The following is a 13,144-nucleotide window of genomic DNA, read 5'->3' as shown; positions in this document are numbered from 1 at the left end:
CCGGGTGAGACCGTCAAATCGAAGACGGCCGTCTGATGGGGGTAGGACTTGGTCCCTGGGTACCGCGAAGTACGGCAGCTCGGCGCCGGCCGCACCGGCCGCGTGTTCCTCGCCACCTATCAAGAGACCGGCGCGTACGTGGCCATCAAGTACCTGAACGCCACCCTGCGCAGGGACACCGAGTTCATGGACCGCTTCCGGTCGGACACCCACCGCCTCGTCGAGATCGACTCCCCCGACGTGGTGCGCCTGTACGAGTACGTCGAGACCGCCACCAGGGCCGCCCTCGTCATGGAGCTGGTGGACGGCGTGTCCCTGCGCACGCTGCTGGCCGAGCACGGCAGGATCGCCCCCGAGGCGGCGCTGGCCGTGGTCAAGAGCACACTGCTGGCCCTCGCTGCCGCCCACGAGCGCGGAGTGGCGCACCGGGACGTCACGCCGGGCAACATCCTGGTCCAGGCGGACGGCACGACCAAGCTGACCGACTTCGGCGTCGTGGTGCACGCCGAGGAGCCCGGGGTGCCCGCCGGCAGCCCGCCGTACATGGCGCCCGAGTTATGGACGCAGGGGCGCGACGGGCCGCCGGCCGACGTGTACGCGGCGGCGTGCGTGCTGTTCGAGGCGGTCAGGGGGCGGCCGCCGTACCGGACGGAGAACGGCGACGGCGAGCAGGACGTGCCCGCGCTGCGCGACAAGCACCTCGTGGAGCCGGTGCCGGTGGAGGTCGCCCCCGACACGCTGCGCGACCTGCTCAGGCGCGGGATGGCCAAGGACCCGGCCGTCAGGTACGCCTCCGCCCGTCAGTTCGCGGCCGAGCTGGAGGAGGACGCCGCCGCCGGGTACGGCCCCGACTGGGAGAAGCGCGGACGGCGGCACCTGGCGGAGCTGGCCACCCTGCTGGCGTTACGTTTCCCGCTGGCGCGCACCGGCCCGGCTCCCTCGAACGGCCTGCGATCCCGGCTGCCCAGGCTGCCGCCCCAGCTCTGGGTGGCGGGCGGCGCGGTGGTCGCGGCGGTGGTCGCGATCCTGGTGTCCGGCGGCGGGGTGCCGCCCGGCCCGGGGACGATCCTGCTGCCGCCGCCCGAGGTCCGCGACGAGCCGGCCCCTGCCAGCACGAGCCCTTCGCCCACCCGGTCGAGCCCTGCGCCCCGGCGGACCGCCGCCTCCCCGTCTCCGCCCGCCACCCCGACCGCCGCCCCTCCCTCCCCCCGCCCCACCCGCAGCGGGCAGCCCGGCACGTCCGCGCCCATCGCCTCCGTGCGGGCGGCCACGATCCTGCGGTGGAACGGCACGGCAGGGACGATCGGGGTCTCGGCGGAAGGCACGGGGGCGGTGCGGCTGCGGATCGCGTACATGAGGAGGGACGGCGACGGCGGGGCGGCGCGGACCGTCCGGCAGGAGAGCCGCACCCTGCGCGGCCGCACCTCCTACACCAGCGCCGTCACCCACGACCCTGGGCGGGTGCCGTGCGGGGAGCTGGCGCACGTCGGGATCCTCGTGATGACCGAGCCGGCGGCCGGGAACGGGCCGCAGGTCAGCGAGGTCGCGCTGACCGGCCCCGACTGCCCCGCGCCACCCACCCCCACCGCCACCCGCCCGGCCCCGCCCACCACGGACCCGTCGCCCAGCCCCTCGACCCCGCCCGCCGCCCCACCCTCCAACGGCCCCGAGGCCCGCTCCTCAGCCGGCCCACCCGTCGGCGGCCCCGAGGCCCGTTCGTCCCCCGGCCCGAAAGCCGGTCTCTCCACGCCGACCCTTCTCACCGACTCGCCGGAGCCGTCCGGCGGCTCGCCCGAGCCGGCCGGCGAGGCTTTCGACGGCTCGCAGGAGCCCGCCGGCGAGTCCTCGGGCGGCGTCCAGGAGCCCGGTTTCGCGTCGCCGGCCGATGCCAGGCCGGGGGCTGAGCGGTCCGGCTGAACGGGCCTTGCCGGGCAACCAAGCGTGCGCTAGCTTGGCAGGCACGATGAGCGGTGACACCTCTGCCTACCGGGCCGCCTGCGCGCGCGGCGAGCTGGTCATCCAGCGCTGTACGGCCTGCGACCGCCGCATCCACCTCCCCGAGCCGGCCTGCCCCTGGTGCGGCGGCCGGCAATTGGTGTTCGACCCCGTCTCAGGCGACGGCGTCGTGCACACCTACACGGTCGTGCACCGCTCCTTCTCCCCCGCCTACCAGGGCCGCGAGCCGTACGTGATGGCCTGGGTCGACCTGCCGGAAGGCGTGCGCGCGTTCGGGCACGTGATCGGCTGCGAGCCCGGGCAGGTGCGCGTCGGCCTCCCCGTACGCGTGACCTTCCACGACGACCTGCCCCACTGGAGGCCCGCGTGAAGCTGGGCAACGTCCTGATCCCCGTCGCCGACCTGGACGCGGCGATCGCGTTCTACGGCCTGCCGGTGAAGTTCCGCGACGGCGACAGGTTCGCCGCGCTCGACGGCGGCGGGGTGACCGTGGCGCTGGCGGGGCCGGAGGAGCACGTCGCCGGGTCGGTCGCGGTGTCGTACAAGGTGGTGGACGTCGATCGCGAGGTGGGTGAGCTGGTCGCGCGCGGCGCCGAGGTGGTGCGGGAGCCCGAGGCAGGACCGCACGAGAGGCGGGCCGTGCTGCGCGACCCCTCGGGCAACGTCTTCGTGCTCTATTCGCCCCTCTGAGATGGAGGCACCCCCATGGCACGACCGGCACGATCGCCGTACGGCAACTACGGGCACGCGATCCTGACCGCGAGCGCGATGCGCACGCCCGACCAGGTGGCGCTGACGTACCGCGGGGAGCGCAGCTTCACCTACGACCAGCTCAACAGGAACGTCAACCGCCGCGCCAACGCCCTCATCGCCGCCGGGGTCACACCGGGCACCCGGGTGGCGGCACTGCTCAACGAGACGTTGCAGGTGGCCGAGGTCTATCTGGCCCAGGCGAAGATCGGGGCGGTGACGGCGGCGCTGAACCCGTACTGGCCGGTCGAGACGCTGCGCGACGTGGTGGCCGCCTCGGGGTGCACGGTCTTCGTGCACGACGCCACCGTGGCCCCCGCGGTCGAGGCCATCAGGCCGGAGCTGCCGCAGGTGACGACCTGGATCGACGTACGGGAGCTGCCGGAGGCGTCCGACGCGGAGCCGCCGCTCGGCGGGTCCTACGACGACCCGCTCGCGCTCTACTACACCTCGGGCACCACAGGGCTGCCCAAGGCCGTCGTGCACACCCACGCATCGTCGCTGGCCACCGCCCAGATCTGGCTGGACGTGCCGCGCGGCCCTGACGCGGTGTTCGGCACCGGGGCGATCATCTGGGGCATCGGCTTCCCGGCCATCGTCGGCCCGGCCCTGTACGCGGGCATGCGCCTGGTGCTGGAGCAGGACTGGGGGCCGGAGAACTTCCTGCGGGTGGTCCCGCGCGAGCGCGTCACGCACGTGTCGCAGATCCCGTCGTTCTACGCGGCGCTGCTGGCCTCGCCCGCGCACGAGGGCGTGGACCTGTCGTCGATCCGGGTGATCATGCTGGGCGGTGAGCCGCTGACGGCGTCCATGCTCGACCGCATCAAGGCCAGGCTGCCGCAGGCGGGCATCTACTCCTATTACGGGCAGACCGAGGCGCCGTACACATGCGTGGGGCGGGTGGACGACGGCTCCACGCCGCTCGGCTCGTCCGGCCGGGCCCGTACGGGGAACGCCGTGCGCGTCACCGGCCCCCACGGCCACCGGGTGATCGACGAGGTCGGCGAGATCAACCTGGCCGGGCCGCACCGGATGGCCGGCTACGACGGGCTGCCCGACCGCACGGCGGAGGTGCTGCGCGGCGAATGGTACGTCGGCGGCGACCTCGGCACGCTCTCCCCCGACGGCGTGCTGCGGGTGCTGGGGCGGCGCGAGGACTCCATACTCAAGGGCGGCGTCTGGACCCAGCCGGCCGTCATCGAGGACGCCGCCTGCGCGCTGGACGGCGTGGCCGAGGCGGGCGCGGTGGGCACCCCTGAGGGGGCCGCCGAGCAGGAGGTGCTGCTGGCCGTGGTGCCGCGCGCCGGGCATACGCTGGACCCGTCCAAGCTGGCGCCGGCCCTCGCCGACGCGCTGCCCGCCCATCAGCGGCCCGACCGCATCGTGGTGACCGGTGAGCTGCCCCACACCGAGGACGCCTCCGGAGGGCCTGGCAAGCTGCTGCGCAGGAAGATCCGCGAGCTTCCCGGCGTGCGCGGGTAGAGCGTGGACGAGCACGAGGTCAAGGCGCTGATCCGCGAGGCCGGGGTGCCGGTGCCGCGCGGGGTCGTGGTGGCCGGCGACGACTTCTCGGCGGCCGGGGAGCTGGCCGAGCCGCTGGCGCTGAAGGCGTTCGGTCCCGGGCTGACGCACAAGACCGAGTCGGGGGCGGTGGTGCTGGGCCTGCGCCACGCCGGCCTGGCCCCGGCGGCCCACCGGCTGCGCGAGCGGCTGCGGCCCGCCGGTTTCCTCATCGAGGAGCAGGTCCCCGCCGGGGTCGAGCTGATCGTCGGGCTGGTGCGCGACCCCGCGTTCGGGCCCGTGCTGCTCGCCGGGCTCGGCGGGGTGTGGACGGAGGCGCTGCGCGACACCGCCGTACGGCTCTGCCCGATCTCCGAGGAGGACGCCCGCCGCATGCCCGCCTCCCTGCGCGGCTCCGCCGTGCTGCGCGGCTGGCGCGGCGCCCCGCCCGTGGACGAGGACGCCGTCGTCAAGCTCCTCATGGCGGTGGGCGGGCCCGGCGGACTGTGGGAGCGGCTGGACCTGGGCGAGTTCGAACTGAACCCGGTCATAGCAGGCCCGTCAGGCGTGGTGGCCGTCGACGCCCGCTATCTCCCCGCGGCCCCCACCCCGCCGATCCCGGCAGCCCCCGCGACCGACTTCCTGCCGCTCTTCGAGCCCAGGGCCGTGGCCGTGGTCGGGGCGTCCACGAGCAGGCCGAACTTCGGGAACATGTTCCTCGGGTTCTACCGGGAGACGGGCGTCCCGCTGGTGGCGGTGCATCCGACGGCGGAGGAGGTCGCGGGGGTGCCGGCCGTGCCGTCGCTCGACCGCGCAGACGTGGACTACGCGCTGGTGGCGGTGCCCGCCGAACGTTGTGCCGAGGTGGTGCGGCAGGCGGCGGGAGTCCCGTTCGTGCAGGTGATGAGCGGCGGGTTCGGCGAGGCGGGACGGCCCGAGCTGGAGGCCGAGCTGGTGGCGGCGGCGCGCGCGGCCGGCGTCCGGCTGCTCGGGCCGAACTGCATGGGCGTGTACTGTCCCCGAGGCGGTCAGACGTTCGTCGGCGGCGGCACGGGCCCGGCCGGCTCCGTCGCGCTCATCTCGCAGAGCGGCGGCCTGGCCGGCGAGGTGATCAAGGTCGGGGAGCGGCGCGGGCTGGCGTTCAGCCGGGTCGTCACGGCCGGGAACGCTGCCGACGTCACCCCGGCCGAGCTGCTGCGCTGGCTCGCCGCGGACCCCGAGACGCGGGCGGCGGGGCTGTACCTGGAGGACCCGAGGAACGGCCGCGAACTGTACGAGGCGCTGCGCGACGCGGACCTGCCCGTGGTGCTGCTGGTCGGCGGACGTACCGGGCAGGGCAGGCAGGCCGCCGCCTCGCACACCGGCGGCCTGGTGAGCGACGAGCGGATCTGGGCGGCGGTGGCCGAGCAGGCGGGCGTGACGCTGGTGACGTCCCAGGACGACCTGATCGGGGTGCTGGCGTTCTTCCAGGCGCACGGCGGGCGCGCCGTCAGGGGTGACAGGACGCTCGTGGTCGGGCCGAGCGGGGGCGCGAGCGTGCTCGCCGCGGACGCGTTCGACCGGGCCGGTGTCCGCCTCGACTCGCTGCCCGCCGACCGCCTGGCCGCGCTGCGCGGGCTCGGCGTGGTGACGACGGGCAACCCGCTCGAAGTGCCCGTGGGTCCGATGGGCCGGGCCGGCCTCGTGGCCGAGGTGATCGACGCGCTCGCGGGGCCGTACCGGGACGTGGTGGCGCACGTGAACGTCACGGCCTTCTTCACGTACGGGGACGCCGCCGAGCCCCTGTACGCCTACGCGCACGCCCTGGCGGGAGCCCAGGCCGCGCACCCGCACACCAGGATCACCCTCGTCACCAGGAACGCCGAGTGCGCGCCTCCGGGCGTCACGGACGAGGTCGGGCGGATCGCGGCGGCGGCCGGGATCCCCGTCTACCGCACGATGGAGGCGGCCGCCGTGGCCGTCGCGGCAGGAGGACGCCATGGGGCTGCTTGACGGCAAGGTCGCGCTGATCACCGGCGGTGCGCGGGGCATGGGCGAGGCCCACGTACGGCTGTTCCTGGCCGAGGGCGCGCGGGTGGTGTTCGGGGACGTGCTGGAGGAGGAGGGCAAGGCGCTGGCGGCGGAGACGGGCGCGGTGTACGTGCGGCACGACGTGACCCGTCCGGAGGAGTGGGAGGCGGCCGTGGGGGCGGCCGTCGAGGCGTACGGGCGGCTGGACGTGCTGGTGAACAACGCCGGGATCCTGAAATTTCGGCGTATCGCCGACATGTCGCTCGAAGACTTCGATCAGGTGATCGGCGTGAACCTCAGGGGCACCTGGCTCGGCATCAAGTCGGTCATCGAGCCCATGAAGGCCGCCGGGCGCGGCTCGATCGTGAACATCTCCTCCATCGAGGGCTACGTCGGCGCGGAGGGGCTGTCGGCGTACTCGGCCTCGAAGTTCGGCGTGCGTGGCGTGACGAAGTCGGCGGCGCGGGAGCTGGCGAAGTTCAAGATCAGGGTGAACTCCGTGCACCCTGGAGCGATCAACACCTCCATGGTCATGGACCCCGAGCTGGTCGGCGAGGTGGACGCGGAGGCGTTCGTCAAGTCCATGGTCATCAAGCGGTTCGCCAAGCCGGTGGAGGTCTCGCACGTGGTGGCGTTCCTGGCCTCGGACCGGGCCAGCTACTGCACGGGGAGCGAGTTCACCGTGGACGGCGGGCTGCTGACCGGCGCAGGATACTAAGATCTCACCACAAGGTAGATCTTTTAGTGTTAAACCACCTAGGGTCGGACATTTCTGGCAACGTTACTGACCTGCTGGTTTCTACCCCGTGAGGGCCCTTGCCCCCAGGGTGCGTGCTTGAGCTAAGGTCACGACACGATAACCTCACTCATCACGGAAGACGACAGGCCTCCGGTTTTGTCACATCAGTCCCGGGTTACCCTCCTTTACCCATGGCTGGTGGGTCGAACCCGGTCTTGCCCGGAAGGTTCCCCCACACTTCCATGACGCCAGAGATCCAGAAGTACATAGAACTGCTCGAGAGCCAGATCGGCTACTCCGAGAAGTCGGGCTCGTACACCAAGTTCGGCGCCTGGTACGGCAAGAACATCGAGTTCGACGCCGACTACAGTTCCGCGCCGTGGTGCGACATGTACCTCTCATGGGCCGCGCACAAGCTCGGCTACGAGGACTGGGTCGGCCAGTTCGCCTGGACCGTCGAGCACGCCAAGTGGTTCAAGAAGCAGGGCGCGTGGGGGAAGAAGCCCGAAGTCGGGGCGCTGGTCTTCTACGACTGGAGCGGCTCCAACGACATCGACAGGATCGACCACGTCGGGGTCGTGACCAGGGTCGAGGGCGGCCGGATCCACACCATCGAGGGCAACATCGACGGCGGCGTCGCCAAGCGCAAGGAACGCGACACGAGCAAGGTCGTCGGTTACGGCTACCCGCAGCGGGTCAAGGAGCGGCTCGACAAGAAGGCCAGGAAGAAGGCCGAGAAAGAGGCCCAGGAAGCGCTCAAGGAGGCGGGGAAGCCGGGAAGCGAGGTTGGTACGATCCAGCTTCCCGAGCAGTCGCTCACCTCGCAGATCCCCCGGGGCGACGACGGCCGCTCCGCCCAGGTGCCGCTGTCCGGCGACCGCATCCAGTCCCTGACGCCGGGCCAGACCGACCAGGGAGCGACCGGCCAGACCGAGGGCCAGACCCCGGAGCAGGCCCAGTCCGACCCCCACGGCGCCCCGCGCTCCTCGTCGTCGTCCTCGTCCTCGGACGCGCACGCGGACGCCCCGGCGAAGACGTCCAAGTCCTCCTCGAAGGAGGCGTCCGAGTCCCGTACGGGAACGAACGACTCCGCCGCCCGTCCCGCCCCCACCGCGTCGGCCCCGGCCGAACCCCAGGTCGGCGCCTCCAGCGGCGCCGCCAACGGAGCCCCCGCGAAGAAGGGCAAGCACGCCAAGCCCACCACGGCCGACACCGAGGCCGCGACCAGCGAACCCCTCCCCTCCCACACCGACGCCTCCGCCACCGGGCCGCTGCCCGTCGTCAACACCCCGACGCTGGTCGGCTCGACGCTGATCGCCGCCCTGACGCTGCTCGCCGTGGCCAAGACCCGCCGCCAGCGCTCGGCCGCCGCCGCGGCGGCCGCACCGGCCAGGCCGCCCCGCCCGTCCCGCGCGAAGGGCCGCCGCCGGCGCGGCAGAACGGCCCCCGTCCTGGCGACGGCCGACCACCGCACCGCCGTGGACCTCCCGGAGACCCCGGAACGCCTCGCCACCGCCGCCGCCCTCCGCACCCTCACCCCCGCAGCGTCCACCACTACGACCCCGGCGGCGGCAAGCGCGGCCTCGACCACGATGGCCTGGCCCCTCCCGGAATCCACCGACTCCACGGCCTGGCCGGTCACCGCAGGGTCCGGCTCGGACACCACCCGCGCCGCCTTCGGCCCCCGGTCCGTCTCCTTCGACGGCACCCCCTGGCCCGACGCTTTCGAGGCCCCCTCCTCCGGCGTGCGCGCCGGCTTCGGCTCGGACGGCCACTCCGCAGACACCGACCTGCACGGTGGTTCGGCCGCCGGGGACGGTTCCCGCCGTCCGGGCGGCAGGGACTCGGCCCGGCACGCCGCTTCCAGAGGCAGGGCCCGCCACGCGGCCTCCAGGAACGCCGCCCGCCACGCCGCGGCCAAGGACGCCGCCGCGCGCGAGGCCGCCCATCACGCCGCCGCAAGAGAAGCGGCCGCCAAGGAGGCCGCCCAGCACGCCGCCGCCCGGGAAGCCGCCCGCCGCATCGCCGCCCGCGAGGCCGTCGCACAAGAGGCCGTCGCACAAGAGGCCGTCGCACAAGAGGCCGTCGCACAAGAGGCCACCGCGCGTGAGGCCGCGCAGCGGGCCGCCGCGAGGGAGCTCGCCGCCCGGCAGGCCGCGCGCCACGCCGCGACCAAGGAGGCCGCAGCGAGGGAGGCCGCGCGCCACGCCGCCGCCAGGGAAGCCGCCGCGAGGGAGGCGGCACGCGAAACGCTGAGGCACGGCGCCCGCCACGCCAGGCACCGCAGGCTCCCCTTGGAGATCCGCCCCTTCGACCTGACCACCGACGCCACCCCGCACGGCCCGGCCACCGCCCAGGGCTCCCACGACCACCGCGCCCCGACCGTCTGGGGGGCCGACGAGCCCCACACCCGCGCGCCTCACGACCACCGTGGCACCACGGCCCCGAGGCCGCACGAGTCCCGCAACACCCCCACGTGGGGAGCCGACGAGCCCTACAGCGCCCCGCGCGGGTTCCACGGCCGCCGTGACGCCGCCGCTGCGGGGCCGCGCGAGTCCCGCGGCACCACCGGGTGGGGGCCTTACGATCCCCACGGCGCCACGGCCCGCGAGTCCCGCGACGCGGCCCCCTACGAGCCCGCCTTCCTGGCCGCGCCCTACGAGCCGGACTTCGACAGGTCCCGCTACCGGTTCACGGACGACACGGGCCCGCTGGAGGTCGTGCTCGACACCGGCCCCCTGGACCGGGTGGTGGACACGAGCCCGTTCGAGCGCATCGTCATCCCCGGCGCGACGAGCACGTTCGACGCTTTCGCGCCGCCCGCGCGGTCCGGCGGCCTGCTCACCGTCTCGGAGCCCGCGACCACCTACCGTGGCCGCCGCCGTCGCCGCTCATCGGACGAGCACCCGGCGTTCCCCTACACCGACGCCCCGCCCAGGGGCCGCCGCCACCGCCGCACCCGCCCGGAGGACGAGCTGACCGCCGACACCACCGGCCGTCACCACGCCTGACCACCCCATGAGAGCGGGTCAGGCCGGGGCCGACGGGCGCGTCAGGCCGTAGCCGGCGGCGGTCAGGCCAGGGGCGCCGGGGGCGACGGGGGTGTGAGGCCGTAGGCGGTGGCGAATCTGGTCAGGTGGGCCACCGCGTCGCGGCCGCGGGTCCAGGGACGTACGATCAGCCGCTCGACCCCGAGCGCCGCCCACTCGGCGACCTCGTCAGGGGAGCCCAGCTCGTACGCGTGAGCCGTCACCGGCACCCCTTCCCGCAGCCGCGCGAGGGCGGCGAGGCGGGGCCGGATGGAGGCGAGCGTGTGCGGCATGCTGATCCACCCGTCGCACAGCAGCGCCGCCCGCCGCAAGGCAGCGTCCGACTCCCCGCCGGCGAGCACGGGCAGGTGCGGCTGCACGGGCTTGGGCTCGAAGGCGACCTCGGGAAAGGAGTAGAACCTCCCGCTATGGGCGACCACCGGCTCGCTCCACAACCGCCGTACGACCTCGATGGCCTCGTCCAGCCGCGCCCCCCTGCTCTCGAACGGCACCCCGGCCGCGTCCCACTCCCCCCGATACCAGCCCGCCCCGACCCCGCAGACGGCCCGCCCGGCGGAGACCACGTCCAGGGTGGCGAAGGCGCGGGCGGAGACGAAGGGGTGGCGCAGGGCGAGCAGTTGCACGGCGGTGCCGAGCTTGACGTGCGAGGTGAGGGCGGCCAGCCAGCACAGGTATGCGGGCGCGTCGAACAGCGGCGTCCCCGGCTTGATCCCCGGCGAGGTGGCGCCCGGGTAGTGAGCGGTGGACAGGTCGGTGGTGAAGACGAGGTGCTCGGGCAGCCACACTGACTCGAACCCCAGCTCGTCGGCCGCCACCGCCACGTCCTTCCACGCGGCGGGATGCAGCAGCCCGAGCGGGACGCCGAACTTCACGGGTACCTCCGAGGGGAGCCGTCGACGATGGCGGCGCGCAGGCGTTCGCGGTGGTGGGCGGTGGTGCCGTACGCACTGGACAGGGACCACGCGCGGGCCAGCCAGAACCGCAGGTCCAGCTCGTCGGTGTAGCCGATGGCGCCGTGCACCTGCAGCGCCGTCCTGGCCGCGAGCGTGGCGGCCTCGCCCGCGGCGGCCTTGGCGGCGCTCGCGTCCCGGTCCGCGCCGGCCAGTGCCTTGTCCGCCGTCACCGCCGCCCGCCACACCAGCGGCGCGGCGAACTCGACCGCCACCGCCACGTCGGCGAGCTGGTGCTTGACGGCCTGGAACGACCCGATCGGAGCGCCGAACTGGGTGCGGGCCCCGGCGTATGCGACGGTCGTGGACAGCAGATGCCTGGCGACCCCGACGAGCTGCGCGGCGGTCGCCACGGCACCGGCCCGCAGCGCCGCCCCCACGTCTGCGCCGAGCGGCTCACCCGGCGTCTCGGTGGTCACCTCGAACAGCGGCCGGCACGGGTCGGGCCCTGGACGTGGGCTGAGGCGCACGGACGCGGCGGGGAACGACCGGGCCGCGCCGTCCCGCACGACCACGACCAGGTCGGCGAGATCGGCATCGGCCGCATAAGCCTGCCCGGGCGGCAGCACCGCCACGGTCACCGGCTCAGCGCCGCCCAGCAGGTAAGCCCCCACCACGGCGGTCTCCACGACCGGCCCAGGCAGGCAGGCCCGCCCGGTCTCCTCAAGCGCGGGCACCACGTCGATCAGCCGCAACCCCAGCCCGCCGGCCTCCTCGGGCGACAACACCTGGAAGAACCCCAGCCCGGCGAGCTGCTTCCACCCTGGCCGCCGCTCGCTGCGCAGCGCGGCGGGCGGGCAGTGCGCCCGCAGCACATCCCGTACGTTCGCCGCCAGGGCGAGCTGATCGGCGCTGAAAGCGGCATCCATCATCATCGGGGAAGTCCGAGGAGACGTTCTGCGACGATCGTGCGCTGGATCTCGTTCGTGCCCGCGTAGATCGGCCCCGCCTGCGCGAACAGGAACCCGTCGAGCCACCCCTCCACCCCAGCCCGGTCGCCGAGCAGGTCGAGCGCGAGGGCGTGCATGCGCAGGTCGAGCTCGGACCAGAAGAGCTTGCCCAGGCTGGCCTCGGCCCCGATCTCCTCCCCCGCCGCGATCCCGCGCGCGGTCGCGTACGTGTGCAGCCGGTACGCCTCCGCCTCCACCCAGCAACGCGCCGCCCGGTCGGCGAGCGCCGGGTCGGCGCCGGCGGCCAGGGCGACGAGCCGGTCGGCGGTGGCGAGGAAGCGGCCCGGGCTGCGCAGGGTGAGGCCGCGTTCCGACGAGGTGGTGGCCATGGCGATGCGCCAGCCGTCGCCTGGCCGGCCGAGCACGAGGGAGCCGGGCACGTACACGCCGTCGAAGTGCAGCTCGGCGAAGCCGGGCAGGCCGTCGAGCTGGGCGATGGGCCGGACGGCGACGTCGGACAGGGGGAACAGGACGTAGGTCAGGCCGCGGTGGCGTTCGCCCGAGGTGCGGAAGAGGCCGAACCCGTGGGTGGCGTACGCGGCGCGCGAGCTCCACGTCTTGTGTCCGTACAGGCGCCAGCCGCCGGGCACGGGCTCGGCCCTGGAGGTGAGCGCGGCCAGGTCGCTGCCCGCCTCGGGCTCCGACCACGCCTGGGCCCACACCTGCTCGCCGGAGGCCATGCCGGGCAGCCAGCGCCGCCGCTGTTCCCCGGTGCCGAACCGCATGAGCGAAGGGCCGAGGAGGAAGATGCCGTTCTGGGTGACGCGGGCGGGGGCGCCGGCGGCCCAGTACTCCTCCTCGAAGATCAGCCATTCGACGAGGGAGGCGCCTCTGCCGCCGTACTCCTCGGGCCAGGAGACGACGGACAGCCGGGCGGCGGCCAGCTCCGCCTCCCAGGCCCGGTGGGCGGCGAAGCCCTCAGGGGTGTCCATGGACGGGAGGTGATCGGGGACGTGCGTGCTCAGCCACTCGCGAACCTCGGCGCGGAAGTCCCGCTCGGCCGGGGAGAAGTCGAGATCCACGACAACCAACCTAGCGCACGCTTGGTGAGCTGACCAGGTCAGGCTGACGTCGTGCAGGGACTGCTGCCGCGCCCCTGTCCACGCTCGACGCCGCCACCGGTCGCCGCACCCGCGTCACCCCCGACGGCCACACCACCACCTCACCCGGCACCTCACCCGGCACCGAAATCGGGATGCGGCCGCGGCCGGCGCCGGAGCCGTCCCCGGCTGAGGCAGG

At 74.2% G+C, this 13,144-nt stretch carries 10 protein-coding genes; 7 read left to right on the top strand and 3 right to left on the bottom strand.

Features of this window, described 5'->3' with window-relative positions; genetic code table 11:
* The first annotated feature begins 48 nt into the window (after nucleotides 1-48).
* The 7 genes from AB0K28_RS39620 (at nucleotide 49) to AB0K28_RS39590 (ending at nucleotide 9,966) form a co-directional block, all read left to right on the top strand.
* The gene (locus AB0K28_RS39620) at nucleotides 49-1,917 is read left to right on the top strand and encodes a protein kinase (protein WP_364380445.1); all 1,869 of its coding nucleotides are present in this window, start codon (nucleotides 49-51) and stop codon (nucleotides 1,915-1,917) included.
* Nucleotides 1,918-1,963: 46 nt separating this feature from the next.
* On the top strand, nucleotides 1,964-2,326 hold the full coding sequence (locus AB0K28_RS39615; RefSeq protein WP_345398373.1) for an OB-fold domain-containing protein: 363 nt from the start codon (nucleotides 1,964-1,966) through the stop codon (nucleotides 2,324-2,326).
* Entirely contained in the window at nucleotides 2,323-2,646 is a 324-nt protein-coding gene (locus tag AB0K28_RS39610) for a VOC family protein (RefSeq protein WP_345398370.1), read from the top strand. Before AB0K28_RS39615 ends, AB0K28_RS39610 begins: the two co-directional genes overlap by 4 nt.
* A gap of 15 nt (nucleotides 2,647-2,661) precedes the next feature.
* Complete coding sequence (locus AB0K28_RS39605; protein ID WP_364380440.1) at nucleotides 2,662-4,188, top strand: class I adenylate-forming enzyme family protein; 1,527 nt, start codon at nucleotides 2,662-2,664, stop codon at nucleotides 4,186-4,188.
* 3 nt (nucleotides 4,189-4,191) lie between these two features.
* Nucleotides 4,192-6,198: an acetate--CoA ligase family protein gene (locus tag AB0K28_RS39600; RefSeq protein ID WP_364380437.1), complete on the top strand. Its 2,007-nt coding sequence runs from the start codon at nucleotides 4,192-4,194 to the stop codon at nucleotides 6,196-6,198.
* A complete protein-coding gene (locus tag AB0K28_RS39595) occupies nucleotides 6,185-6,934 on the top strand; it encodes a glucose 1-dehydrogenase (RefSeq protein WP_364380434.1) in 750 nt (249 codons plus the stop codon). The genes AB0K28_RS39600 and AB0K28_RS39595 overlap by 14 nt, the downstream gene beginning before the upstream one ends.
* A gap of 263 nt (nucleotides 6,935-7,197) precedes the next feature.
* Nucleotides 7,198-9,966 carry a CHAP domain-containing protein gene (locus tag AB0K28_RS39590; protein ID WP_364380431.1) on the top strand — a complete coding sequence of 923 codons (2,769 nt, stop codon included), beginning with the start codon at nucleotides 7,198-7,200 and terminating at the stop codon, nucleotides 9,964-9,966.
* A gap of 62 nt (nucleotides 9,967-10,028) precedes the next feature.
* Here AB0K28_RS39590 and AB0K28_RS39585 read toward each other — a convergent pair whose 3' ends face one another.
* From AB0K28_RS39585 to AB0K28_RS39575, 3 genes are read right to left on the bottom strand one after another with little or no spacing between them, the layout of a single operon-like run.
* Nucleotides 10,029-10,877: a TIGR03619 family F420-dependent LLM class oxidoreductase gene (locus AB0K28_RS39585; RefSeq protein WP_364380428.1), complete on the bottom strand. Its 849-nt coding sequence runs from the start codon at nucleotides 10,875-10,877 to the stop codon at nucleotides 10,029-10,031.
* Entirely contained in the window at nucleotides 10,874-11,830 is a 957-nt protein-coding gene (locus AB0K28_RS39580) for an acyl-CoA dehydrogenase (RefSeq protein ID WP_364380425.1), read from the bottom strand. The genes AB0K28_RS39585 and AB0K28_RS39580 overlap by 4 nt, the downstream gene beginning before the upstream one ends.
* Nucleotides 11,827-12,927: an acyl-CoA dehydrogenase family protein gene (locus tag AB0K28_RS39575; protein WP_364380423.1), complete on the bottom strand. Its 1,101-nt coding sequence runs from the start codon at nucleotides 12,925-12,927 to the stop codon at nucleotides 11,827-11,829. Before AB0K28_RS39575 ends, AB0K28_RS39580 begins: the two co-directional genes overlap by 4 nt.
* Between the last annotated feature and the right edge of the window lie 217 nt (nucleotides 12,928-13,144).

The sequence above is a fragment of the Nonomuraea sp. NPDC049504 genome, from assembly GCF_040676845.1.
GTDB lineage: Bacteria > Actinomycetota > Actinomycetes > Streptosporangiales > Streptosporangiaceae > Nonomuraea > Nonomuraea salmonea.
This window is presented reverse-complemented; position numbering and strand designations above follow the sequence as displayed.

Bases quoted from the DNA above. Each gene is read 5' to 3' on its own strand.
- AB0K28_RS39615 (WP_345398373.1), top strand. From the start codon at position 1,964: ATGAGCGGTGACACCTCTGCCTACCGGGCCGCCTGCGCGCGCGGCGAG.
- AB0K28_RS39605 (WP_364380440.1), top strand. From the start codon at position 2,662: ATGGCACGACCGGCACGATCGCCGTACGGCAACTACGGGCACGCGATC.
- AB0K28_RS39595 (WP_364380434.1), top strand. From the start codon at position 6,185: ATGGGGCTGCTTGACGGCAAGGTCGCGCTGATCACCGGCGGTGCGCGG.
- AB0K28_RS39590 (WP_364380431.1), top strand. From the start codon at position 7,198: ATGACGCCAGAGATCCAGAAGTACATAGAACTGCTCGAGAGCCAGATC.
- AB0K28_RS39580 (WP_364380425.1), bottom strand. From the start codon at position 11,830: ATGATGATGGATGCCGCTTTCAGCGCCGATCAGCTCGCCCTGGCGGCG.